This window comes from Thermosporothrix hazakensis (genome assembly GCF_003253565.1).
Lineage (GTDB): Bacteria > Chloroflexota > Ktedonobacteria > Ktedonobacterales > Ktedonobacteraceae > Thermosporothrix > Thermosporothrix hazakensis.
The window spans coordinates 83,020-108,219 of sequence record NZ_QKUF01000010.1; the positions used below are offsets into that span (position 1 = coordinate 83,020).

Consider the following 25,200-nt stretch of genomic DNA (forward strand, 5'->3'; position numbering starts at 1 on the left):
AATGGGGGCGTGGCAACATTCAACAATGACTGCGTGATTAACGGGGATTTGCGCGTCAAGCCAAACAACACAAGTACCCCGTCTGCCATCATCGTGGGGTCCGCGGGATTTGGTGTCAAGCAAACTAACGGGACTAAGTTGTTACAGGCAACTACAGACGGGCTTGTAGTGGGTGGGCCAAACGTACGGACAAGCACGCCTACATTTAATTGGAGCGCAGGAGGAACCTTCGCTAATTTTGACTACGCGGAAGTAGTCCCAGTCGACGACCTGTATGATTTCGGCACCGTGATCTGTCCGTCTGATTCCAATCCGGACTACTGGACTCGTTGCACACATGTTGCATGCCCCGCGGCGATGGTGATCGTCGAGTCTCCGGGGATGTCGCTCGGTGTTGCCAACAACCCGAATCAATACTACGGGCAGAACCCCTGGTACAACCCAAACCTTCCATTATCCTTCCATGCGGCGCTTGTCGGGCGCGTCGCGGTACCTTCCATGCAGGAAGATATCCCTCTTCGCGCGTTTGTCTGCTCTGACGGAAATGGCGGGATCCGCGCGATGGCCGATGATGAACATGGGATGGCACTTGGGGTCTGTATTGGCCCTGTGCTCAATGGGAAGGCCCCTGTTCTTCTGCGGCCGGTCTGGAGGTAAAGATGCCTCTGGATGACTATCGGGAGATACGGCAAATCATGCAGGATGTGGTGGAACCGCTTAAGGTCCAACTGGAGAAAATTGAGCAGACCCTTAATCGGGAGTACGTTCGCAAGGAATCCAATGACCACCGGCTAGAGGCCTTGCAAAAGGAGCTAGACGAAGCCAAGGCGCGTCTTGAAGAACTTGAAGCTCAATTGATGGGAGCTCCTCAGAAACTCCTTCTCACGGTGGCATCACTGGTAGGACTCGCGTTATCTCTGCTGAACCTCAGCCAGTACCTCAAATAAAGAGAAACAGCGAGGGCATTTCCTCGCTGTACTCTGAGTCTGGGTTCTTTTGTATAGCTTCGACGGGAGAAAACATCGTCTGGTGGTATATTGCCCTTCTGCCCACTTTGGGCACGATTTGTTGACGAGCAACAGGAAAACCTCAAAGGAGCCTCTATGATACTCTCGATCCCCTCCCCAAACTATATGAGTCGGCAAGGCCGCCGCCCCCGCTGGGTTATCCTGCATGGTACCGCGGGCTTTCATAAGGCGGAAGACTGTGGCTACTACTTTCAGCAGCCGTCGAGTCAGGTCAGCTCTCATTACGTCATCGGGCAAGATGGGACCATCGTGCAATGCGTAGACGAAGCTCAAGCGGCCTGGGCTAACGGCGTGCTCGATGCCGGTGCTGACAGTTGGTGGTATGACACCCCCAACCCCAACTACGACACGATCTCTATTGAGCATATCAAGCCCCACACTGATAACAGCGACGAGATCACGCCTGCACAAAAGGCAGCTTCGTTTCGCTTGATCGCGCAAATCTGCGCCCGATGGGGCATCCCCACGCGCCCGGCAGACGCTCAAGGAGGTATTACCGGGCACTTTTCCATTGCGCCTATCAACCGCTCGGGGTGCCCGGGGCCATATCCCTGGGACGAGCTTTTCAACTATCTCAACGGCACTTCTAGTGATGACGGAGATGAAATGAAGACAATCAGCTTGAAAGATGCAAGCAGCTTCTTTGAGCAAGCGCCGGGCAACGCCTGGCGGTGTAAGAAGAACAATTGCGTCGTTGGCAACGCCATTCTCGACTTTTACCGAAGATTCGGAGGGGATGCACTCTGTGGGCTGTCCTACCTCGGGTTGCCTCTTAACAATGAGCATCCGGTTACTGCTAAAGATGGGAGTAAGGTTATTGTCCAGGACTTTGAGCGTGGCTCGCTGGCCTACGACCCAGCCCACAAACTTGACGGCCCTCCCGGAGTAGGTGCTATCTATCTGACTCATCGCGGGGTCGCTTTGGAAGTCCAGGAATTGCGGAGGCAGCTTGAGGACGCGAAGAAGCAAAACCACGCCGCTGAAGTTGAGACTTTGAAAAAGCAGGTCGACGGCTACAAACAGGCTGTCAGCGCCGCCGTGAAAACGCTTCAATCCATTAAATAAGGGGGGTCATAATGTCAACAGAAATGGTGATCAGTTTCCTTCAACTCGCTACGCCATTCGTAGCGTTCCTACTCGGGGTGGGCTTCACGGCCCTCCTCGGGCGGTTGCCACAGAATGTTCAGGAGGCCGCGAAAATTGTCGCAGCTATGGTTGTACCTGCGATTGAACAGGTCGCGCAGGATTTAAGCAATGAGGAGAAAAAACAGCAGGCCGTTGAGAGGGTGCACGGAATCCTCTCCGCGCTGGGTTTCAGAAATATTAATGACGCCTTAATTGACGCGGCCATTGAGTCGGCTGTGTATCTGTTGAAACAAAAATGAAAAGGCGGGGGCAACTGCTCTTGCTCCCCGCTCCCGGGGTTTTGTGGGTCTCGTAGTATGTTGTAGATTGTGGCTTTCGGGAGGCTGCCACCTATAGCCAGTATAGCATTACAGGAAGTGCAATGCTATTAAAATCCCGTTAAGATCCCCCAGCTTCTTGGTTATTTTCAGCCTTCCCTTGTGCCATCTCTCTATGAATAAGAAACCGGATGTACGGGCTCCCCCCTCTGGCATCCACAAATTCCTTTTCCTTATCCGTCAGCCGTATTGTATGCCGTGTAGTAAAGGGATCTGGCTTCCTTCTACGGATTTCTCCCGGCTCGCGTTGGGTTCCGGTAACTTCCTTCATTTTTTCATGGTAGTAACCTAACCAGAAATTTACACTTCGCTCCCCCGTAAAGGGTTTAGAGAGGTTCAGATCTTTTGGGAGTTGCTTCAAAAGCTTGGCAATAAGTTCGCCTTTTTGGTCTCGTGTCAGCTTTTTAATACCCTCGGTGTAATAAAAAAGAGGGGTCTCATGTATTTGCTCCACTTTTATGTTAGTGTGTTCTTCAATGATACCGGCTAATTTCCCCAATATATATGCGTCACTGGACATATTACGCTCCCCCTTCTGGCATACAAAAATTCTGTCATCCTATTGTAGCGCAAATTGACCAACGAAGCAAGGCAAAGGGGAAGCGATGCCCGGCGTAGCATCGCTTTTTTATACGGCGAAGAGCCTCCGAAGGGGCCCCCCGCCGTTAACCCCCTTTGACGGGTTCTGCCGCCTCTCACTGAAGATACGGTGAATCTCGCTGATAATAGACCCGGTTAAATCTGCAGCGAGTTTTTGGTCCTCTACCGGAAGATCCTTATAGTACCCCTCCAACTCTGAAGGGACTTCACCTGTGACCATTTTTAGAAAGCTTTCCGCGTTGGGGTACTCCCCGGGGTACGTTTTAACCAACTCCTCCATCAGGTCTAAGCAGCCGGTTAATTGCAGAAACAGTACTATAGGGAGGTCTAAAGCCAACCACACCTTGAGAAAATTCTGTGATGCGTTCCGAGTATTAGATGCTAAGAATGTTGCTGCTACTGTTTGCCGCTTTACTCCTGTTCTATTTGCAATCTCCTCATAGACTATATCCTTCTGGTTTCGAGCTGTCTCCAACGTCTGTCTCACAATCTCAGCTTGCTCATTCTGTTGCTTATCCATGTATTGTACCTCTTTCAATTGTGCTCTAAGGGCGCCTCTCACCTTACGTTGTCATCGGCACTTGAGGACAATACTAACATGACTTTAACGCGAAAGTCAAGTATTTAATAAGCTTAAAAACAATTTATACGTTAGCCGCGGCATGAGAAAATACAACATATAGAACCGCATATCACATTGTAGTTATGAAAAGATATAGAACCAAAGTTCAAATACAACAGTATATGTGTACTTCACATAAGCCTAACAGGTTTTCCAAACGGCCATACGAGCGTTCTCTTACTTTAATTAAAGTATTTTACTATTTGTGGTGTGTATTTGCAGATTTATATTGATGCATCTCTTTGTAGTGTAGATTCTATTTGTTAAATGGTTGTTAAAACTTTCGCAAGGTTTTCTCAAGTGGGTGCAAAAAGAAAGTTTTACTTCGGGAGAGGTTTACAGGGGATAAGGGGGTGAAACTGACTGAGGGGCAATGACGAAGGCTGTTGTTATAGTCAGACCACCAAGGGGCTAGTCCCACCGTCCTCGGGAAAGCATCAGCGCGCAATGCAAAGGATGTTGACACCACCTGGCTTCACCCGACAACCGTGATCGCGCACACTGCGCACTCATCATTCCTGTCCCGTGCAAGATGAGCTCTTGCCAAACAAACGACTGAGCAAGCATTGTACTTCTGATTCCTGAGGCCATTTATAAAGAATGGTACCCGATTATCAACAGTGCTTATGAGAGAGGCGTTTCCCCTCCTCCGGGCTATTTCTATTTTCCTGCTTCCCCCTTTCTTGCACTTGCTCAACCAGAAAGGGTAATCGTATCGTTTTCATCTTCTTTACCAGACGGAAAAAGAAGGATCACATCACCTCCATCGCATGCTGATGGGCCATCAGTAGAGTCGCATTTTCTGCCCAGCATTGGGATACAACAGCGTCCAGAGTTGCACACGCATAGGAAGCGCTCAACGATTGTACGAAAGGAGTGCTTGCAGGTGCCAGCCACAGGAGCAAGGTCCTGTGGGTCTCTGGCTCCCCTGTCAAAAAGCCCGTGCAGCAGGCTTGAATAGATACCTACCCATAAGGTATTATAGATCTAACAAACGACAGGGGAACGTTATATATGTCTTGGGCTACGTATGAGAAAATTGCCGAATCGCCCGAACAGTGGCATCTGGCCGAGGAACACTATCGCTCGTTGCAAAAGGCCGCTGGGGGGTAACAGAAAAGATACATGGCGCCCGCCCATTTCTGCATTGTGACCGATGGTCTCAACATCGTTGACGCCAGTCGCAAACATCTCCTGGCCCCTGATGAGCATTTCTTTGACTATCAACGGATCCTTCAACGGCTGGAATCTCAAGTAGTCCACCTCGTTTACCTGAGACGTCAATCCTATCCTCAATTAGCCTCTCTCTCCATCTCTAGGGAGCTGTTCGGGGGATCATATCCTCGCTCTGGTGTTCCTCCCATACCTGGAGTTCAGCCTGTTCAAACTGGTATCTATTATACCCCTGATATCGAATTTTGTGCTTTTGACCTTGCCCTCACTATTTTACAGCAAACTGCTTCCCAGAAAGCGGCAGAAGGCCGCTGGCTTCAGCAGGGGGATGGCAGGAGGCTATCAGCGTCAGGACGTTCTCCTGCGTTTGACAGAAGACAATCGTTATGTGAGTCTACACGAAAACAGTGAGGATGAACACGGAGCAAGGGATGCTGATCTCTGAAGACAAGCTCGATGGATCGAAAGCGCAATTCGCCACTACGCTACCTGGGAACCCGGCACAACGAGAGACAATGGGAATAGCTGCCCGGCAGAAGATCCTTGCACACTTTCCCTGTGAGAGAATGGTAGCTGAAACTCTCGCCCTCTATCAATCAACGACTGCTTACTCAGCCACGGCAGGAGGGGCCGAGCGTTCTTCTCTTTTCTTCATGACATCGGCCAGGGATAGCCCCCCTTATACAAGAAATAGAGCCGCTTCAATGGAGATGGAGGATAACAGATCGCTTCCCCTCTCAGAATACATCAGCCTTTTATATTGCCTGCTATACCTTTTCATCCTATTATCCTCTTTTTTCTCTAAAAATTCTCAATAAAAAGAAGCAAAAAATCACCTGCAATCCTTAGTACTCGTGCCTTGATATAGAACTCCTTACAATCTCTTTCAACAAAATACCAAATCATACATATTTTCCACTCTAAAATTGGTATAACCAGACATAATCTACTATTTCTATCTTGACACTTTCTCTCCTTATTTAATATATAATAATCTCCAAACTGCTTCTTTTCTGTATTTCATTTCCTTCTTGTTGGCACAGTACACATAATATTACAAATTCTTAAATAGAAATAGAGCTTTGTACATAATTCATAACAATTTTTCAGATTTTAAAATACTGGTCTAATATAACATAATATCAATTTAATACAAATTTAAAACAGATAAACTTGACTTTCTAAGCTAGAGGGCTTATAATTTCCTCTAGGGGAAAATAAGTATAAAGATTCTCACATTTGCATAGAAGAAATATATCTTTTATGCTTGCAGAGAGAACTCAGCACTTTATAGATCTATTTGTACTTTAGATGTGCACTAAACGCTCAAAGGTTTATTTACTGATCTACTCCTGAAGTGAGAATGTTCAAGGGGAAGATATCCACCCTACAAAGGGGATACAGATAGATCTATAAGATACATGCTTTGGCATGGATAATATTTTCAGCACAGCATGGCCCTGAATAGTACCGGATGGAGGTTCTATATCATTTATCGAAACGAAAGTTCGTCTTCACTTCTACAGTAGTGAGGTAATGATGATATCAGAACTACTATTCAGTAGATGCTTTATATGGATGTAAAGCAGGGTGATACTCTGTAACCACCACGACTGAGTGAAAGAAGGAGCGAATCAAAGGAATGAAAGTTGACTACTTCTTAATCACACCTATATCTACATCTACTCACTCCAGATACAGCATTCCAGTTTGATTATTTCAAATTGGAATTGAACACCATCTTTATACTGCTTAGAAACAGAGACTTTCCCGAGCGAAGAACAACACAGGATGTATAAAGCGCCTGTATGCGCCTTTTATCCATCTACAGAAAAGCATGCCCGCGAGTCTGATAAAGACCAGGTATGCCAGTCTCTGTGTGGTCTACTGGGGGATAGACTAAGCTGATACAGAGCAACTTTCCGGACTGGACACCAGAAAGAGTCGGACGCGTTGTACGGCTCAGATGAAGTATGCTCTGAAAAAGGGGTGAACAGCAGATGGATGGGCATCTTACCAGAACACAGATGCCGCTGAAGGCCCCGAGTAAAACAACGTTATCAATGCTATCGAGCTACGTGATCACCACGTATTGATGAAACAATGAAGGAGGTCAACATGTCTAATGAACAACAGCAAGAACTCTTCACCTATAAGGTTGTCTTGAATCATGAAGAACAGTATTCTATTTGGCCTGCTGAACGCGAAAATCCTGCCGGGTGGCGGGACGCCGGAAAAAGCGGCTCAAAAGAAGAATGTTTAGCCTACATCAAGGAGGTCTGGACAGATATGCGTCCTTTCAGTCTGCGTAAACAGATGGAAGCAGAGAGCGGAAAATAGTCTGACGAGGAACAAGGATGAGCAGAACGTATTGCAAGGCATATCAGCTCAAAGAGATGCGACAATTTGAGGCGTGGCAAGAGCGAGCCATGAGCAAAGAGCTGACCGATGAAACGATTGTCTATTTATGGGATGACTTTACGGTTGCGCTCAATCCCATCCAACCAGAAGTGCTTTTCGACCACGTAACTCCACAATGGCAAACGTTTTGTCAGACAGTCCTGGGCTTTCGTATTCCTGAAGAGTTAGCAGACAAGAACAAATTCGAAGTGCAGGAGGTAAAAGCATGAATGAGCTTGTACAACGCCTGGCAGCAGAGAAGCATCCTGTGATAGTAGGAGGGAGCCGCCCAACCCTGGAGGAGTTCAAGAAACGTGTAGAGGAACTGGAATACGTCTTTCTTACATTTACTGAAACGCGCGGGGGAACAGATCTCGGGGTGCGTCTGGACAAAAAAGCCTGTGATCTCAGTCAGGCCGATTTCCAACAGGGCAAAGGAAATCTCCACCTCGAAGGGACATTGACATTAAATTATGTCCCGGTGCGCTGCGTTGCAGACATTGATCTATCGACACTGAGTGGCAGCGGCCGGCTCATTCCTCTGGAAGAAGCTCGAATTTGAGAGGTTTCCTGTATGGACTCATGGGGAGACCTCACATTCCTCAGTTCGAGAAATACGCTGGAAGCAGATCCATGCTCATCTGATGAGACATAAGGGGAAAAATCAAGACAAGGTTCTATCGCACAGTCAGGCCTATTGTATGGCTTACGGCTTATTTTGCAAGTGCCGGCAGGCATTCTGGAGAAGGAGATATGAAAGAATACACTGTTAGAGAGAGAACCAACGGTGTACCCCGATCAATCGAAACATTTGTAGATCTGCTGGAGTGGAGAACTGAAATCCACCCGGAACGGCAAGCCTATATTTTCCTGAAGAATGAAGAGCAACTGGCTATCAGCTACGGCGAATTGCGGCAAAAGGCGCGTTCTCTGGCTGCCTGGATGCAGCAACATGTACATCCCGGGGAAAGAGCATTACTGCTTTATCCGCCTGGCCTCGATTATATCATTGCTTTTTTCGGTTGCCTCTACGCCGGTGTTATTGCGGTGCCGGCCTATCCTCCGCATATGGTACGCCCGGAACATTCTATGTCCCGGCTGGCTGCGATTATCCAGGATGCACAGCCCGCTGTGGCATTAACGACGGCCCAGATCTATAACGGGCTACAGACGTTTCGAGAGCGTTCACCACTGTTTCGCAATATGCACTGGTTGGCAAGTGACACGTACACCCCTGACGGGCTGGCTATGTGGCACCACCCGGAACTTGATCGCTCCTCACTGGCCTTTTTACAGTACACATCTGGCTCAACCTCACTCCCTAAAGGTGTCATGGTCAGTCATGGCAACCTGCTCTATAACGAGGAGATGATTGCACGTGCGATGGGGAATATCGGGGAGGAGTCAAACTTTGTAAGCTGGTTGCCTCTTTATCATGACATGGGGCTGATCGGAAATGTGCTACAGGTAATGTACCTCGGCTCAACCTGTGTCCTGATGTCACCGGCTACTTTTGTGCAACATCCATTTCGCTGGTTGCAGGCAATTTCGACCTTTCGAGCACGCGTGAGTGGAGGACCAAACTTCGCCTATGAACTCTGTTTACGAAAGGTGACCGATGAACAAAAAAAGCAGCTTGATCTTTCGTGTTGGGAAGTTGCCTTTAATGGTGCAGAACCAATCCGAGCCAGTACATTGGAAGCATTCACCAAGGCATTCGAGATCTGTGGTTTTCGCAAGGAAACCTCGTTTCCCTGTTACGGTCTGGCTGAGGCAACCCTTTTTGTCACAGGCCCATCCTATCGAGACCTGCCGATTATTCGCACGGTTCGTGCATCTGCACTTGAACAGCATCGGGTGGAGTTCGTGACAGGTGGTGATGATGATGCCCGGATGCTGGTAGGCTGTGGTCATACCTGGCTTGAGCAGCGTGTGCATGTGGTTGATCCACAGACGCACAGGATATGTGCTCCGGAACAGGTGGGCGAGATCTGGGTGAGTGGCCCGAATATTCCTCCAGGTTACTGGAAACGTTCAGAAGAGACTGAGCGAACCTTTGGTGCAACGATTGCCGGAGATGAAGGAACCCGGTTCATGCGTACCGGCGACCTGGGCTTTATGCAGGACGGTGAGCTCTTCGTTACCGGACGCCTGAAAGATATGATCATCATCGAAGGGCGCAACCACTATCCGCAGGACATCGAACTTAGCGTTGAAAGCAGCCATCCAGCAGTTCGCCCCGGATGTATTGCCGCCTTTTCCATCGAGAGGGATGAGAAGGAACGACTGGTTGTTGCGGCGGAAATTGATCCACGGGCCTGGCAGCGCATCAAGAAGAGCGAGAATGCACCTGAAGCAATGCAGCGCTTTCGCACAGAGCTAACACAGACCATTCGGCAAGCTATTCAAGATACGCATGAGCTTGCTGTATATGATGTTGTTTTGTTGACCGCTGGAACCATCCCGAAAACGTCGAGCGGGAAGATTCAGCGTCACGCCTGTCGCAATGGATATCTGGCATCCACACTTAGCATCGTGGAGTAAGTCAATGGAGACTATACATTCTCTTGGGAATGAGCGTCCAGACGCAAAGGCTATTCAGACCTGGCTGATTGAACATATCGCTCAACAACTTGGATGTGCTTCTGAAGAAGTGCACCCGAAGCGGTCATTTAGCAGTTATGGCCTCTCTTCCGCTGATGCAGTCAGCCTTTCCGGCGACCTTGAAGACTGGCTGAAACGAGATCTCTCGCCCACGCTCTTGTGGGAATATCCCTCTATTTCCGCCCTGTCCGCCTACCTGGCAGGTGATATAGATACGTCAACAGTTCGTCAGAAAGAACGGAAGAACGTCAACCTGCAAGAGCCAATCGCTATCATCGGCATGAGCTGTCGTTTTCCCGGTGCCGAGAGTCTTACCGCCTTCCTTCAACTGCTCCAGAACGGAGACGATGCCATTCGGGAGGTCCCGGCGGATCGCTGGAATGCTCAGACTTTCTACAGTCCCGAAGCAAACACCCCCGGGAAAATGAACACCCGTTGGGGCGGATTTCTTGATCAGGTAGATCAATTTGACGCACCTTTTTTCAATATCTCACCGCGTGAAGCAGTACGCATTGACCCTCAGCAACGTCTGATTCTAGAAGTGAGCTGGGAGGCACTGGAAAACGCGGGCCATGCCCCTGATTCGCTGGCGGGAAGCCGCACCGGCGTCTTTATCGGTGCCAGCAGTAGCGATTATATGAGACTTGGCCTGATGGAAGCAGACACGATCGATCTGCATGCCAGCGTCGGAAACGCACATAGCATCCTTGCGAATCGCCTCTCATATCTGCTCAACCTTCATGGACCAAGCATGACCGTTGATACTGCCTGTTCTTCCTCACTGCTCGCAGTACATCTAGCCTGTCAGAGTTTGCGGCTTGGTGAGTGTGATATTGCCCTGGCTGGAGGCGTGAATGTTATTCTGGCACCAGAGATTACTATTGCCTTTTCGCAGGCAGGCATGATGGCGGCTGATGGGAGATGTAAAACCTTTGATGCAAAGGCTGATGGATATGTCCGCAGTGAAGGATGCGGTGTCGTTGTCCTCAAACGTTTGAGCAAAGCCATTGAGGATGGTGATACGATCCTCGCACTGATGCGGGGTTCCGCTGTCAATCAAGATGGTGCCAGTTATGGATTAACCGCGCCAAATGGTCAGGCACAGAGGCAAATGCTCCGAGATGCATTCCACAATGCAGGCGTTGAGCCATCACAGGTAAGCTATATCGAAACACATGGAACCGGTACACCTCTTGGAGATCCGATTGAGATTGAGGCACTCAAGGCAGTATTTCAAGATGTGAAGGGCCGTTGTGCACTCGGTTCAGTCAAAACAAATATCGGCCATCTGGAAGCTGCGGCAGGAATTGCGGGCCTGATCAAAGTGGTGCTCTCACTTCAGCAAAAGGAACTGTTTCCTCACCTGCACTTTCAGCAGTTGAACCCACGCATGACGCTTGAAGGCTCACCATTCTGGATCGTCACAGAGCGCCAATCCTGGCAGCTCGAGGAAGGCAAATCACGCATTGCAGGGGTCAGCTCTTTTGGGTTCGGCGGCACCAATGTACATATGATCCTGGAAGAGGCTCCGCAACTGCATCCACCGGTCAACATGCTTGAACGGCCCTGGCATCTGATAACTCTTTCTGCTCGAAGCGAGCAGGCTTTGCACACGTTAGCAGCACGATACGAAGCATTTCTTGCACAACAACCCGAAGATGCCCTGCCAGATATTGGATATACGGCGAACTGTGGGCGAACACATATGCCTCATCGGCTGGCAATTGTTGCTCAGACGCCTGAACAGGCTGTCTCCCGCTTGAAAGCGTTCCGCAACAATGAGCATACGCCGGGCGTGCAGACCGGACAGGTAGAGCGGAATACCCTGCCTCAAATCGCCTTTCTGTTTACCGGGCAAGGCAATACCTATCGCGGTATGGGCCAACAGCTTTATGAGACGCAGCCCGTTTTCCGTATGGCTGTTGATCGTTGTAGTGAAATCCTGTCGCCCTGGCTCCCTGCTCCTTTGTCGCGCGTGCTGTATGGAGAAGGGCAAGAACAGCAATGGGAGACGGGGCTATACACACAGCCAGCGCTCTTTGTCCTGCAATATGCCCTGGCTGAACTCTGGCGGGCCTGGGGAGTTCGCCCGGCTGCTGTTCTCGGGCACAGCCTGGGAGCGTATGCGGCCGCGCACGTTGCAGGCAGTATGAGCCTGGAAGATAGCCTGTGGTTGGTGGTTGAACGCCAACGCCTGGTATATCAACTGCCTCGCATCGGCGCTATGGCTGCGCTTCTAACAGAGCGCGAGCGTGTGGAACATCTGCTGCGCAATTGGGGTGAGAAAGTGACCATTGCTGCGATCAATGGCCCTGCCTACACGGTAATCTCCGGGGAGAAAGATGCGGTACAGGCCGTTGTCCTTACTGCACGGGCCCAGGATATCGCCGCGCAGGAACTGGATGTGCCTGTTGCCTACCACTCCTCGTTATTAGACCCGATCCTTGATGAGCTTGAGCAGATAGCACAGGGCGTTCGCTTCTCTCAGCCCACAATACCCTTTGTTTCCGATCTTACCGGACAATTCTTGCAAACAGCACCAGATGCTCGTTACTGGCGGCGGCATGCCCGCGAAGCGGTACGTTTTGCCGATGGGGTTCAAACCCTTGCCGACTCCCCGATTTTTCTTGAACTGGGTCCGTCGACCTCTCTTCTTAAATTCGGGAAGAGCGTCCTTCCGGCAAAGGAAAAGCTCTGGCTCCCATCTTTACGCCGCCGATACGATGATTGGCAGATTCTCCTCGCCTCGTTATCCAGCCTCTATACGTACGGAGCCGAGATCGATTGGGCAGGATTTGAGCGGGGCTATCAACGGCGGCGGGTCATGCTCCCTACCTACCCCTTTGAGCGCAAACGCTACTGGATACGTGACAGCATTCCTCAGCTTCAACAGAACATCAATGGACAGGTCACAGCAGAAAGTACAGGCAGGAAGAAAGACTGTATGGTAGCAAATACGAGAACACGCAAGGACCAGATTCTTGCGAGACTGGAAGAGATCATTGTTCGGCTTCTAGAACTCCCACCTGGATCAATCGACCCTGCGGCCTCATTTCTAGAGCTTGGAGCCGATTCGATTGTTCTGGTACAAGCCCTTCAGACCATCCGTTCGACCTTTAAAGTAGAGATTTCGATTAGCCAGCTCTTTGAAGGCGTCAATACCTTACAGGCGCTCGCTGAATATATAGAGCAGCAAGGAGCTCCTGAGCTACCGGAACCGGCAGCCACGCCAGCAGTCGAGCCAGCACAGCAGTCGCTTCCCGTGACACAGATTCCAGGATCTATACCCGTCGTTCCGGCTCAAGACTCACTTATAGCGCAGTTCTTGCAAGCACACACCCAGGTGATGTCCCAGGCATACGAGATGATTCGTACCCAACAGGGACAACCCCTATCGCCCCTGCCAGCGGCGCCGAAAGCACCACCGCATGCAAACGGTCATCGCACCGAGTCAAATGGGCACCTGGCTCCATCGCACAACGGGCATCATACCCAGACAACGACACAGGCAGCCCCGAAAAAACCATACCATAACGACGATGTCCACGCGGCAAGCGAGGCCTTTGTGCCTTTTAAGCCACTTGATCCAGAGAACGGCCGGGCACTGTCACCGGTACAACAACAACATATCAACGCGCTTGTCTCCCGCTACACACAACGAACAACCCGCTCACGCCAACAGGCAGCCCGGGAGCGTGGAAAACATGCCGATTTGCGCAACACGTTGACGTTCCGCATGAGTACAAAAGAGATCCGCTACCCCATCGTGGTAACGCGTTCAGCTGGCTCAAAGCTCTGGGATGTTGATGACAACGAGTATGTTGATCTGACAATGGGCTTTGGCGTAAACCTTTTTGGGCACAATGATCCTGAGATTAATGAGGCCATAAGAAGGCAGTTAGAGTATGGTATGCAGCTCGGCCCTCAATCAGAACTCGCGGGTGAATTGGCCGCAACCATCTGTGAAATGACCGGGATGGAGCGCGCGCTGTTCTGCAATACCGGATCAGAAGCGGTAATGGTTGCGCTACGTCTGGCACGAGCAGTCAGTGGTCGCTCAAAGATTGCTCTGTTTGCTGGTTCGTATCACGGTTCGGCAGATCCCATCCTTGTAAAAGCACAGGTATCTGAAGGAGCCGTGCAATCAACACCGCTGGCCCCTGGCATTCCTGAGAGCGTAGCTGCCGAAACGCTCATCCTGACCTATGGGAGCAAGCATTCGCTCGAGCTGCTTCGCGAGCATGCCCATGAACTGGCTGCCGTGTTGGTGGAACCAGTACAGAGCCGCCGCCCGGACTTACAGCCCCGTGAGTTCCTTCAGCAGGTACATCAGATTACGGCTGAAACAGGGGTTGCGCTGATCTTTGATGAGGTGATAACGGGCTTCCGTATCCTTCCGGGAGGGGCACAGGCCTGGTTCGGCGTTCAGGCTGATATTGCTACATATGGCAAAATTGTTGGGGGTGGCCTGCCCATTGGGGTTGTGGCTGGAAAAGCGAAGTATATGGATGCCGTCGATGGAGGCGCGTGGATGTTCGGTGATCGCTCCTTCCCCGGCGCAAAGATGACCTTTTATTCCGGCACTTTTTGTAAGCATCCATTGGCGCTTGCTGCGGGCAAAGTCGTGCTGGAACGAATAAAGCGGGAAGGGCTGACGTTATATGAAAAGCTCAACCAGCGGACCGCCCGGCTCGTAGATCGCCTGAATGCGTTCTTCAGTCGCGAGAATCTACCAATTAAAATGATCTCGTTTGGCTCCCTTTTCCGTTTCAATTTCCCCTTTCAGATGACCTTAACAGAGCATATAGATATCTTCTTCTACCATCTGGTTGAGAAAGGAGTCTATATCTGGGAAGGGCGAAATTGTTTTCTCTCAACGGTACATACAGATGAAGATATTGAGAAAATTATCCGGGCCGTTGAAGAGACAGTTGCAGAGATGCGGGAGGGTGGCTTTTTCCCTCCGTCACCACATGGTGGGGGAAATGGCCCCCACAAAGAAAATGGATTTGATCTCCCCCTGACAGAGGCACAGCAGCAGTACTGGATGCTTGGGAAAATGGGCCATGCAGGCTTTGAGATGGCGGCCCTGGAACTGCGCGGCCCTGTACACTATGAGACATTGTATCAGGCGATCCAGCAGGTAGTAGCCCGTCACGAGGCTCTGCGAACCACGTTTCATGAGGCTGGAACCATCCAGCACATCGCGCCGAGTCAGACCGTCGACCTCCCACTGCTAGACTTCTCATGTGGGACAGAGGCGGTACGAGAGGAGCAGGTCCAGCAGTGGTTTGAAGCAGAGGGCGATCATCTCTTTGATCTGACGCATGAGCCTCCTGTGCGTTTTCACCTTCTCAAGCGCGAGGAGCAATGGCATACGCTTGTAGTCACTGTTCACCATATTGTGGCAGATGGCTGGTCTATTGGCGTTATCTGTCAGGAGGTGAGCGCCTTCTACTCGGCGCTGCGTACGAAAACACCTCTTCAACTCGATCCTCCCATGCAGTTTCGAGAATACATTCAGAAGCGGGAAGAGCTCCGTGCAAGCTGGCTACAACACGAAAGCAGCTTGCTTGAAGAGTTCTCAGGCGATCTCCCCGTGTTGGAGCTCCCAACGGATCGCCCTTACCCTCCTGTGCGCTCCTATCGTGGGAAGCGGTTACATTTACACCTTGACGCCGAATTTGGATCTACCCTGAAACGTTTCAGCCAGGAACAGGGCTGCACACCCTTTATGACACTGCTTGCGGGCTACCTCACCTTGCTGCATCGGCTCAGTGAACAGGATGATATCATTATTGGCTTCCCGACGTCCGGGCGTATAATCAGTGGTAGCGAGCAGATGATTGGCTACTGTGCGCAACTGGTTCCTTTCCGCAGTCGCATTCAGACAGCAGAGACGGTGAAGGAGTTCCTGCTAAACGTCAGGCGGCTCCTGCTTCGCGCGTATGAGCGGCAGGATTACCCCTACGCACGGCTGCTCAATCTGCTTAATCTTCCACGTGATCCCGGACGTTCTCCGTTAGTCTCCGTGACGTTCAACATGGAGCGACCGGTGACGCTACCACACATGGCTGATCTGGATGTAGCGTTTACGATGCCGCCGATCACCCATGCAGAATTCGATCTGCACTTGAACGTGGCTGAGATCGATAATGCCCTTCAGATAACCATTGATTACAACACAGATCTGTTCGATGCCACGACAATACATCGCTTCCTGAGACAGTATCATCACATACTCACTCAGTTAACGTCGAAACCGGATACCCCCCTGTCTGAACTATCGTTGCTCAGTCAGGACGAATATCAGCAGATTATTGTCCGGTGGAACGATGTACGCACTCCATACCCGGACATGGAGGGTATTCCGCAGCTCTTTGCCCAACAGGTCGAGCGCAACCCGTTCGCGATAGCAGTCGTTGAGGGTGAGCAGCAGATAACCTATAGAGAACTTGATCAACGGACCAATCAACTCGGTCACTATCTGCGCAAACACGGGGTCGGTCCCAATGTGCGAGTAGGGGTTTGTGTCGCACCCGGGATTGATCTTGTCATCTCCTTCTTGAGTATACTCAAAGCGGGAGGAGCCTATGTCCCGCTGGATGCGAATTATCCCCAGGAGCGGCTTTCCTTCATGCTCAAGGACGCAGGAGTTTCCGTTCTGGTAACCCAACTACAGCTTCGCCACAGCTTCAATGAGCATGAGGTGCACATCATCGATCTGGAAGCTGATTCCGCCTCGCTCGCTCAAGAGTCGCAGGATCCACTTCCTCTTCTCTGCCAGGGAAACAGTCTCGCATATGTGATGTATACATCTGGCTCTACAGGCTTGCCAAAGGGGATCGGTATTCCGCATCGTGCAATCGTACGCCTGGTTTGCAACACGAACTATGTCCAGATCGAACCGAGCGACGGCTTTGCACAGGTGTCGAATGCCTCCTTTGATGCTGTCACCTTCGAGATCTGGGGCGCGCTGCTGAACGGCGCTCGTCTCATCTGCATTCCTAAAAATATTGTGCTCTCTACAGAGGCAATGGCGAACTATCTGCGTACCTATCACGTCACAATGATGTTTTTGACAGCGGCTCTCTTTAATCAGATTGCCCGAGAGCGGCCCGATGCCTTCCAGACGCTGCGCTATTTGCTCATTGGAGGGGAACAGGTCACGCCGCGATGGGCCCGGCGCGTCATTGAGTGCGAGCATGCGCCCGAGCACCTCTTGAACGGCTATGGGCCCACCGAAACAACAACCTTCGCGAGCTGGTATCATATCCAGTCTCTCACGGAAGATACAACCATCATTCCGATTGGAAGGCCGCTTGCGAACACGGAACTGTATGTGCTGGATGCTTTCATGCGCCCGGTCCCTGTGGGCATTGCGGGAGAACTGTATATCGGTGGTGATGGGCTAGCCTGGGGCTATCTCAACCAGCCAGGCTTAACCGCGGAGCGTTTTGTCCCCCATCCTTTCAGTCGAAAACCCGGCGAGCGACTCTATCGCACCGGAGATAAGGTCCGGTACCGTGCTGATGGAGCAATCGAGTTTCTTGGTCGCTTTGACAATCAGGTCAAGATTCGTGGTTTCCGTATTGAACCGGAAGAGATCGAGGCCGTTCTATGTCAACATCCCGCCGTACAAAATGGAGCCGTGACGCTCTATGAGAACCCTCCAGGCAATAAACACCTGGTGGCCTATGCAGTTGCCAAACCGGGCATGGAGCTTGATCTGAACGCTCTACGCGGGTATCTGCGCGAGCATTTGCCTGAATACATGGTCCCGGCCTTTCTCATGACACTGCCTGAGATCCCACTGACTCCGAACGGCAAGCTTGAGCGGCGGAAATTGCCACCTCCTGATCTCACGCAAGCGACCAAAGAATATGTCGAGCCACGCACCGAGACAGAGACAATACTGGCTGGTATCTGGCGCGACTGCTTGCAGGTGGAGCGAGTCAGTATTCACGATAATCTGTTTGACCTGGGAGGCCACTCGCTTCTTGTAATGCAAATAAGCTCACGTGTGCAAGAGGCGTTTCAGATCAGTGTGCCACTTACCGAGCTCTTCCTGAAACCGACAATCGCCGAGTTTGCAGAGGTCATTGAGCAAAAGCGCATGCAGCGGGTGCAGCGTCCAGGATTGGTCGCCGTTCCTCGCGAGGCAAGACGCATGAAGCTATCTGCGGTCTCTAAGGATGCGGAGGTATCCAGATCATGAGTCGGAATGAAATGGTAGAACAGCTCCACAACACACCACTTGACGCGGATGAGGATGTGTTTGTCTTTCCGATGTCTGCCGCGCAAAAGCAGTTGTGGTTGCTGGACCAGCTTGAACCGGAGAGCGCCTTCTACAATGTGCCATTTGCCCTTCGTTTGCAAGGGAAGCTTGATATTGAGGCGCTGGAAAAGAGTCTGAATGCTATCCTGGAGCGCCATGAGGTGCTGCGTACTACCTTTCGTACATATGAAGAAGAGCCAGTACAGGTGGTTCATTCAGTGACAAGGGTAAATCTGCTACGTGTGGATCTGAGAGGAGAGGGAGAGCGCGAGCAGAAAATCCACGCTCTCTCAGAGGAAGAAGCCCGCCATCCCTTCAATCTTGCGCGAGATCTTCCTCTGCGCACCATGCTGATCCAGCTTGAAGATGACCTCTTCATTTTACTGGTAACTATGCATCACATTGTCGCTGATGGCTGGTCTATAGGTCTCCTTTTTCAGGAACTTACTGCCTTCTACGGAGCGTATGTGAAAGGAGAGCCTTCACCGCTCAGCCCACTCCCTGTACAGTACGCCGACTATGCAGAATGGCAACAACACTACCTGAACGAACAGACGCGCGCGGAACTGCTCCACTACTGGAAGCAACAACTTGCAGGCGCACCCGCATTATTGGAACTGCCGACCGACTTTCTGCGCCCAACGCACCAAACTTTCAACGGGGCATACTATCGCATGCAGATACAGAACAGGCTGCTCTCCCGGGTATATGAGATCAGCCAATCTGAGAATGCCACCCTTTTTATGACCCTGCTCGGTGCGTTTGCCTTTCTGCTACGTCGCTATACTGACAGCGAAGATATGTTGATCGGGACGCCGGTAACCAATCGTCCATTTGTCGAACTCGAACAGGTCATCGGCTTCTTTGTGAATACCCTGGCCCTCCGCATTCGGGCATCAGAGCACCTGACCTTCCGCCAGCTCTTGCAACAGATCAAGCAAACCACGCTGCAAGCCTTCTCTCATGAAAGCATTCCTTTTGAAACGGTCGTCCATGAACTACAGCCTGTTCGCGATAGCAGCTACTCACCACTTGTTCAGGTCATGTTTATCCTCCAAAACGCTCCCTTGCCTGTGGTCTCGCTTCCCGATCTGGAGGTATGTCTGTGGGAGCGAAAACGCGAGGTCGCCAAATTTGACCTGACGCTGGAATGCATGGAAAGCACAGACGGGCTCATCTGTGGCTTTGAATACAATACAGACCTCTTTGAAGAGCAGACCATTGAACGGATGGCACAACACTTTCAGGTAGCGCTTGAGCAGCTCTGTGCCCGACCAGATGCCCCACTTGCAACACTACCGTTACTCACAGAAGAGGAGGCCGAACGACTTCTACAGCCGGAAATCTCCACGAATGCGCAACCGGCTTTGATCCATAAACAGATTGAGGAGCAGGCAAGACTTCAACCACAAGCAATTGCAGTTCTGCATCAGGAGCAGAAACTGTCCTACGGCGAATTAGACACACAGGCAACACTCCTTGCTCGCTATCTGCAATCGGTGGGAGTGGGACCGGAGGTGCCTGTTGGAATATGCATGGAGCGCTGTCCGGAACTGATTGTTGCCATTGTTGCGGTCTTAAAGGCAGGCGGGTGCTATGTTCCACTTGACCCATCTTACCCGAGCGAACGGCTGGCGTTCATGATGGCAGACTCCAATACACAAACAGTCATCACCCGAAGACGGTTCGTTCCGCTCCTGCTGCAACAAGGGCAGCATACCATCTGTCTTGAGGGAGATTGGCAAACAGTGCTACGCGAGAAGGTAGGGGAGCAAGCGTTACGTGAACAGGTCACCCCCGGAAACCTGGCCTATATCATCTATACCTCTGGCTCAACTGGCAGGCCGAAGGGGGTGCTGGTCACACATGAAAATCTTCAGTATTCAACTCTGGCACGCTTCACCTACTATCAGCAGCGGGTTTCCTGCTTCCTGTTGCTCTCCTCATACGCATTCGATAGCTCAATTGCGGGGTTGTTCTGGACATTAACTCAGGGGGGACGGCTCGTATTACCTCCCGAGGGAGACCTGTTTGAAATCGAGCAGTTACGCTCTCTTATAGAGCGGCATCATGTTTCCCATCTCCTCTGTGTGCCCTCGCTCTATCGTGTCTTACTGGAACATGCGTCGGATGTCCTGGCACGCTGGCTGCGCGTGGTAATTGTGGCGGGAGAAGCCTCTTCTCCGGAGCTTTTACAGCTTCATACCTCGCGCCTCCCCACAACGAACCTGTATAACGAGTATGGCCCAACCGAGGCCACTGTCTGGTGTACAGTACAGGATTGTTCCCAACCATCGCAGGCACGGACAGCCTCCATTGGCTATCCAATAGAAGGCGCAGAAATCTATATCCTCAATAGCAGCCTGCAAATGGCCCCCACTGGCGTGCCGGGCGACCTCTATGTTGGGGGAAATGGCATTACCAGAGGCTACCTGCATAGGCCTGATCTGACTGCCGAGCGCTTTATTCCGCATCCCTTCAGCAAGAAGGAGGGAGCGCGGCTGTATCATACCGGAGATCGGGCCCGCTATCTGCCTTCAGGAGAGATAGAGTATCTTGGCCGTTCGGATCATCAAGCCAAGATTCGTGGCTTCCGTATCGAACTCGGTGAGATCGAGGCAGCATTACTCACCCATCCGGCAGTACAGCAATCAACAGTATTGGTACATACGAGCGCCAGGGGACATGAGCAGCTTGTGGCCTACCTGGTTCTCAGTGATGGGCAGGACATGCACCAGCTTCAGCGCCACCTGCGCCTGCACTTGCAAGAGCATCTCCCGGATTATATGGTGCCAACGCTCTATGTCTCTCTGCCAGCTTTACCACTCTTACCAAATGGGAAAATAGACCGCAAGGCCCTGCCTGAGCCGGTAGAGGAGACAGCAACCCTTCCCACACTTGAGCGAGCAACCGCAGAGGAACGCTCGCTTATCGAGATTTGGAAGCAGGTGCTCGGGCGAGAGCAGATTGGCCTGCACGACAACTTCTTTGAATTGGGAGGCGATTCAATTCAAGCAATTCAGGTCGTGGCGCGGGCAAGAGAGGCGATGCTGAACTTCCAGGCACGCGATCTGTTCCAGTACCAGACAGTCGCCCAACTGGCACGTGTGGTGACAAAAGGCCACACACAACATCTGTTACCCCCCGTCCTATCCAGCGACGACGTCCCACTGACGCCTATTCAGCACTGGTTCTTTGAGCAGCGAATACCGAATGTCCATCACTGGAATCAATCACTCTGGTTGAGCTTCCACGGACAATTGAAGCGTGAAAAGCTTGAACGTGCGCTCCTTCTTCTGGCACGCCGACACGATGCCCTGCGTCTGCGTTTTCATGTGGCAGCCAGAAGGCAAACCTTATTACCGGAGACCGAAGCAGGCCGCTCTTTTACATTGCGCTGGCTTGACGCACGAGGGAAGGCTTCTCCAGAGCTTGAGCAGACATTGATAGCCTTTGAGCTATCCTGCCAGACAGCGCTGCACCTTGAACAAGGGCCTCTTCTCTGTGTGGGTGTGGTGCAGCTTGCTGAGGAACACTATCGGTTGTTTATGGCCGTACACCATCTGGTTATGGATGGCGTCTCGTGGCGCGTTCTGGCTGAAGAGTTGAACATGCTGTATCGCGACTCGGATGAACTGCTCCCGGCGCGTACAACTTCATACGCGCAATGGGCATTTGCTTTACAAGCGTACGCGAAACAGGTACCTGAGGCAAAGGTCCATTACTGGCTCACACTGGCGCAAGAACCCTTCACACCACTCCCCACTGATGAGAGAGTCACGCCCCCCGCTTTTCAAGAGCAATATGCAACCCAGATAACTCAGGTGCTGCCCCGCGAGAAGACAGCTCAACTGCTCCATCAAGCCCCACGTGCGTATCATACCCGGATCAATGATCTGCTTCTTACGGCGCTGAGTATGACTCTTGAAGAGATATGGGGTCAGCATGATCTCTTGCTTGAAATGGAAGGACACGGACGCGGCGAACTGATTGAGGGGGTCGATCTGTCGCGTACGGTTGGCTGGTTTACCAGCCTCTACCCGGTAGGCTTGCACTGGCAACCGAAAAGTCAGCCTGGAGAGCGCCTGAAGAGTATCAAGGAACAATTGCGACGCGTCCCTGAACACGGCATATACTATAGTATCGTGCGCTATCTGGGCCAGAATGAAGCGGTACAGATGCGCCTGCGCGATATGCCACATGCAGCATTGACCTTCAACTATTTAGGACAGTTTGAGCAGGAAACACAGGCGGGAACAAATGAGGCATTCATGCTGTATGCTCCTCTGGCCTCGGCAATGCGTGACGCGACAAGTATGCGCCCAACCCTGCTTAGCCTCGATAGCCTGATCAGCAATGGCTGCCTTCAGGTAACCTGCACCTATAGCACGCTGGCATATCGCGAAGAGAGCATCAAGCGGCTACTGGAGCGTTTTCTTGCTCAACTCTCACAACTCATCGAGCACTGTCTGACCTGTGAAAAGAGCCAGTTTACGCCCTCTGATTTCCCCCTGGCCAGACTGGAACAGCGGCATCTTGATAGCTGGAACTTCGAGATAGAAGACATCTATCCGCTCTCCTATGTGCAACAGGGAATGCTTTTCCATACCCTGCTGCATCCGGGGAAAGGCGTCTATTCTGAGCAGCTCGGCCTGATGCTGAACGGGGAACTCCACCTTGAAGCCTTCCTTCAGGCCTGGAAAGATGTGCTGAAACTGCATCCCGTGCTCCGTAGCTCGTTCTATTGGGATGATCTGGAAGAGCCGATCCAGATCGTGCATCGACAGGTAGAGCTACCAGTGACCGTCCTTGACTGGCGCGGTGAAGAGTATGAGCAACAGTTAGCACACTATCAAGAAAATGAGCAGATTCGAGGCTTCGATTTTCAGCAAGCTCCATTAATGCGCCTGACGCTTATCCGGCTCACAGACACACGTTGGTATATGCTCTGGTCTCACCACCACATTCTGATGGATGGGTGGTGCCTCTCTCCGCTCTTCACCCAACTTTTCTCGCTTTATCAAAGCTATCTGAACGGGCAGCCGCTCATCTTACCACCGCAGCCGGCTTACCGCGACTACATCAAGTGGCTACGCCAGCAGGATTATCACGAAGCGGAACAGTTCTGGAAGCAGTATCTCAAGGAGATCCCTCCACAAGGTGCGCTCTCTACTCGAGCAGCGGAGACAGAGGAAGAGCAGCAGAGAGAGCTTGATATCTTCCTGAGATCTGAAACAAGCCAGGCACTTATACAGGTGGCCCGCCGCTATCAGGTGACGCTGCATACGCTCTTCCAGAGCATATGGGCATTGCTGCTGAGCTTCTATAGTGGCAAGGAAACGGTGGTCTTTGGCTCTGTGGTCTCTGGCCGCCCGGCTGATTTGCCGGGGGTTGAGGAGATGGTTGGTCCCTTCATTAACACCATTCCTGTACGGCTCTCCATTCGCCCTGATGCTTCGCTTGCAGACTGGCTTTCCTCACTGCGCGAAGAGCAGGCAGTATTGAACCAGTACGAGTTAACACCTCTTGTCTTTATTCAGCAGTGGTGCGGGAGATCAGCAGATACACTCTTTGATACGGTGCTGGTCTTCTATAACTACCCGCTGGATATGGAGACCTTGCGAGCGTATCAGGAGCGTGTCGGTTTCACTGTTGAGCGAATTGACGGAGCAGAACATACCAATTATCCCTTAACGCTGGCTGTGATTCCAGATGAGCAGATCCAACTTTCAATAAACTACAACACGAAACTCGTTCAGCAGGGATTCGTCCAGCAGGTACTTGCCGATCTGGAAACCCTGGCAACCCAAATCGCGGTTACGCCTGAGATACACCTTCATGAGCTGTTAGCCAGCCTCAAAAAGTCGCACAGGCAGCAACAGCAGGTGCAAAAGCAGGCAAACCAGCAGAAATTGAAGCAACTGCTTCGCAAACGAACAAAGTCCTGATGAAAAAAAGAAAGAGGTTTTGAACAATGAGCACAAGTCCTTTTAAACGACCCGGAGCTATCAAACGTCAACGCGTTACTGTCTCTCTGGAGAAAGCAGTGAAGGAACGGTATTTCAAAGAGGGACAGACGCTTCCCCTGATACTGGAGCCAGCAATAGAGGGTCTTGATCTGCTTGAGTGGGGCAAAACGAATAAAGCTTACATCGAAGATCAGCTCCTCAAGCATGGTGGAGTGCTCTTCCGGGGCTTTCAGATCAACCCGGAGAATGACTTCCATCGCTTCATCAGTACGCTCTTTGAGGAGCTCCTTTCCTATCGGGATCGTGCTACACCACGCAAAGAGGTAGGGAACGGCACCTACACTTCAACCGAGTATCCCGCTGACCAGACCATTGAGCTGCACAATGAGAACTCCTATGCCTACAGTTGGCCCTCCAAAATTGCCTTCTGTTGCCTCATCGAGCCAGAGACAGGAGGCGAGACACCTATTGCCGATAGCAGCAAAGTCTATCAGCGCATCCCTGTCGAAGTGCGCGAGCGCTTTGAACGCAAGGGCGTGATGTATGTGCGCAACTTCGGGGACGGCGTCGGTCTGAACTGGCAATCTGTGTTCCAGACCGAGGATAAGGCAGAAATGGAGGAGTTCTGTAAGCGCTCACATATCACTGTGGAATGGAAAGACGACCATCGTTTGCGTACCCGGCAGATACGCCCGGCCACGGTCGTTCATCCGAAGACCGGAGCGCGCGTCTGGTTCAACCAGTCAAATGCCTTCCACTACACCACACTGGAAAAGACGATACAAGAAGCGTTGCTGGCCGAACATTCCGAAATGGATCTGCCCAAGAATGTTCTCTTTGGCGATGGAACTCCAATCAGTACCGCTGACCTGGAAGCCATCCGAGCGGCATACCAGCAGGAAACCATCGCATTCCCCTGGAAACGGGGCGACATCTTGCTACTTGATAACATTCTGGTCGCACATGGACGCGCCCCCTTTACCGGGACACGCAAGGTCATCGTGAGTATGGCTGATGCCTACAGTTGGGACCAGGTAGAGCATAGTCCTATGACCATGTAGAA

At 51.5% G+C, this 25,200-nt stretch carries 14 protein-coding genes; 12 read left to right on the forward strand and 2 right to left on the reverse strand.

Annotation, left to right across the window (positions count from 1 at the left end; genetic code table 11):
- Positions 1 to 138: 138 nt before the first annotated feature.
- The 4 genes from EI42_RS31945 (at position 139) to EI42_RS15590 (ending at position 2,413) form a co-directional block, all read left to right on the forward strand.
- Complete coding sequence (locus EI42_RS31945) at positions 139 to 657, forward strand: hypothetical protein (protein WP_137685995.1); 519 nt, start codon at positions 139 to 141, stop codon at positions 655 to 657.
- 2 nt (positions 658 to 659) lie between these two features.
- On the forward strand, positions 660 to 947 hold the full coding sequence (locus EI42_RS15580) for a type IV pilus inner membrane component PilO (protein WP_111323547.1): 288 nt from the start codon (positions 660 to 662) through the stop codon (positions 945 to 947).
- Between the two features lie 156 nt (positions 948 to 1,103).
- Positions 1,104 to 2,093: an N-acetylmuramoyl-L-alanine amidase gene (locus tag EI42_RS15585; protein WP_111323548.1), complete on the forward strand. Its 990-nt coding sequence runs from the start codon at positions 1,104 to 1,106 to the stop codon at positions 2,091 to 2,093.
- A gap of 11 nt (positions 2,094 to 2,104) precedes the next feature.
- Positions 2,105 to 2,413, forward strand: coding sequence for a phage holin, LLH family (locus EI42_RS15590; protein WP_111323549.1), 309 nt, complete (start codon positions 2,105 to 2,107; stop codon positions 2,411 to 2,413).
- A gap of 139 nt (positions 2,414 to 2,552) precedes the next feature.
- On the opposite strand, the gene EI42_RS15595 is transcribed toward EI42_RS15590, so the two are convergent.
- Complete coding sequence (locus EI42_RS15595) at positions 2,553 to 3,011, reverse strand: hypothetical protein (protein ID WP_111323550.1); 459 nt, start codon at positions 3,009 to 3,011, stop codon at positions 2,553 to 2,555.
- 108 nt (positions 3,012 to 3,119) lie between these two features.
- Positions 3,120 to 3,611, reverse strand: a complete 492-nt coding sequence (locus tag EI42_RS15600; RefSeq protein ID WP_111323551.1) for a hypothetical protein — start codon at positions 3,609 to 3,611, stop codon at positions 3,120 to 3,122.
- A gap of 1,227 nt (positions 3,612 to 4,838) precedes the next feature.
- Here EI42_RS15600 and EI42_RS33310 point away from each other — a divergent pair.
- From EI42_RS33310 to EI42_RS15650, 8 genes are all read left to right on the forward strand, one after another.
- Positions 4,839 to 5,297 carry a hypothetical protein gene (locus EI42_RS33310; protein WP_211326194.1) on the forward strand — a complete coding sequence of 153 codons (459 nt, stop codon included), beginning with the start codon at positions 4,839 to 4,841 and terminating at the stop codon, positions 5,295 to 5,297.
- 1,707 nt (positions 5,298 to 7,004) lie between these two features.
- The gene (locus EI42_RS15620) at positions 7,005 to 7,226 is read left to right on the forward strand and encodes an MbtH family protein (RefSeq protein WP_111323555.1); all 222 of its coding nucleotides are present in this window, start codon (positions 7,005 to 7,007) and stop codon (positions 7,224 to 7,226) included.
- Between the two features lie 17 nt (positions 7,227 to 7,243).
- Positions 7,244 to 7,516 (forward strand): hypothetical protein, encoded by a 273-nt coding sequence (locus EI42_RS15625; protein WP_111323556.1) that lies wholly within the window; start codon positions 7,244 to 7,246, stop codon positions 7,514 to 7,516.
- Positions 7,513 to 7,848 (forward strand): MbtH domain protein, encoded by a 336-nt coding sequence (locus tag EI42_RS15630; RefSeq protein ID WP_111323557.1) that lies wholly within the window; start codon positions 7,513 to 7,515, stop codon positions 7,846 to 7,848. The genes EI42_RS15625 and EI42_RS15630 overlap by 4 nt, the downstream gene beginning before the upstream one ends.
- A 191-nt stretch (positions 7,849 to 8,039) precedes the next feature.
- Complete coding sequence (locus EI42_RS15635) at positions 8,040 to 9,830, forward strand: fatty acyl-AMP ligase (protein ID WP_111323558.1); 1,791 nt, start codon at positions 8,040 to 8,042, stop codon at positions 9,828 to 9,830.
- Between the two features lie 4 nt (positions 9,831 to 9,834).
- Entirely contained in the window at positions 9,835 to 18,108 is an 8,274-nt protein-coding gene (locus EI42_RS15640) for a non-ribosomal peptide synthetase/type I polyketide synthase (RefSeq protein ID WP_170142660.1), read from the forward strand.
- Positions 18,105 to 24,116 carry a non-ribosomal peptide synthetase gene (locus EI42_RS15645; RefSeq protein ID WP_111323560.1) on the forward strand — a complete coding sequence of 2,004 codons (6,012 nt, stop codon included), beginning with the start codon at positions 18,105 to 18,107 and terminating at the stop codon, positions 24,114 to 24,116. The genes EI42_RS15640 and EI42_RS15645 overlap by 4 nt, the downstream gene beginning before the upstream one ends.
- Positions 24,117 to 24,142: 26 nt before the next feature.
- Positions 24,143 to 25,198 carry a TauD/TfdA family dioxygenase gene (locus EI42_RS15650; RefSeq protein ID WP_111323561.1) on the forward strand — a complete coding sequence of 352 codons (1,056 nt, stop codon included), beginning with the start codon at positions 24,143 to 24,145 and terminating at the stop codon, positions 25,196 to 25,198.
- The last annotated feature ends 2 nt before the right edge of the window (positions 25,199 to 25,200 follow it).

Excerpts from the sequence above, each read along its gene's own strand:
- EI42_RS15620 (WP_111323555.1), top strand. The coding sequence starts at position 7,005 with ATGTCTAATGAACAACAGCAAGAACTCTTCACCTATAAGGTTGTCTTG.
- EI42_RS15635 (WP_111323558.1), top strand. The coding sequence starts at position 8,040 with ATGAAAGAATACACTGTTAGAGAGAGAACCAACGGTGTACCCCGATCA.
- EI42_RS15600 (WP_111323551.1), bottom strand. The coding sequence starts at position 3,611 with ATGGATAAGCAACAGAATGAGCAAGCTGAGATTGTGAGACAGACGTTG.
- EI42_RS15585 (WP_111323548.1), top strand. The coding sequence starts at position 1,104 with ATGATACTCTCGATCCCCTCCCCAAACTATATGAGTCGGCAAGGCCGC.
- EI42_RS15580 (WP_111323547.1), top strand. The coding sequence starts at position 660 with ATGCCTCTGGATGACTATCGGGAGATACGGCAAATCATGCAGGATGTG.
- EI42_RS15630 (WP_111323557.1), top strand. The coding sequence starts at position 7,513 with ATGAATGAGCTTGTACAACGCCTGGCAGCAGAGAAGCATCCTGTGATA.
- EI42_RS15650 (WP_111323561.1), top strand. The coding sequence starts at position 24,143 with ATGAGCACAAGTCCTTTTAAACGACCCGGAGCTATCAAACGTCAACGC.
- EI42_RS15645 (WP_111323560.1), top strand. The coding sequence starts at position 18,105 with ATGAGTCGGAATGAAATGGTAGAACAGCTCCACAACACACCACTTGAC.
- EI42_RS15625 (WP_111323556.1), top strand. The coding sequence starts at position 7,244 with ATGAGCAGAACGTATTGCAAGGCATATCAGCTCAAAGAGATGCGACAA.
- EI42_RS15590 (WP_111323549.1), top strand. The coding sequence starts at position 2,105 with ATGTCAACAGAAATGGTGATCAGTTTCCTTCAACTCGCTACGCCATTC.
- EI42_RS33310 (WP_211326194.1), top strand. The coding sequence starts at position 4,839 with ATGGCGCCCGCCCATTTCTGCATTGTGACCGATGGTCTCAACATCGTT.
- EI42_RS15595 (WP_111323550.1), bottom strand. The coding sequence starts at position 3,011 with ATGTCCAGTGACGCATATATATTGGGGAAATTAGCCGGTATCATTGAA.
- EI42_RS15640 (WP_170142660.1), top strand. The coding sequence starts at position 9,835 with ATGGAGACTATACATTCTCTTGGGAATGAGCGTCCAGACGCAAAGGCT.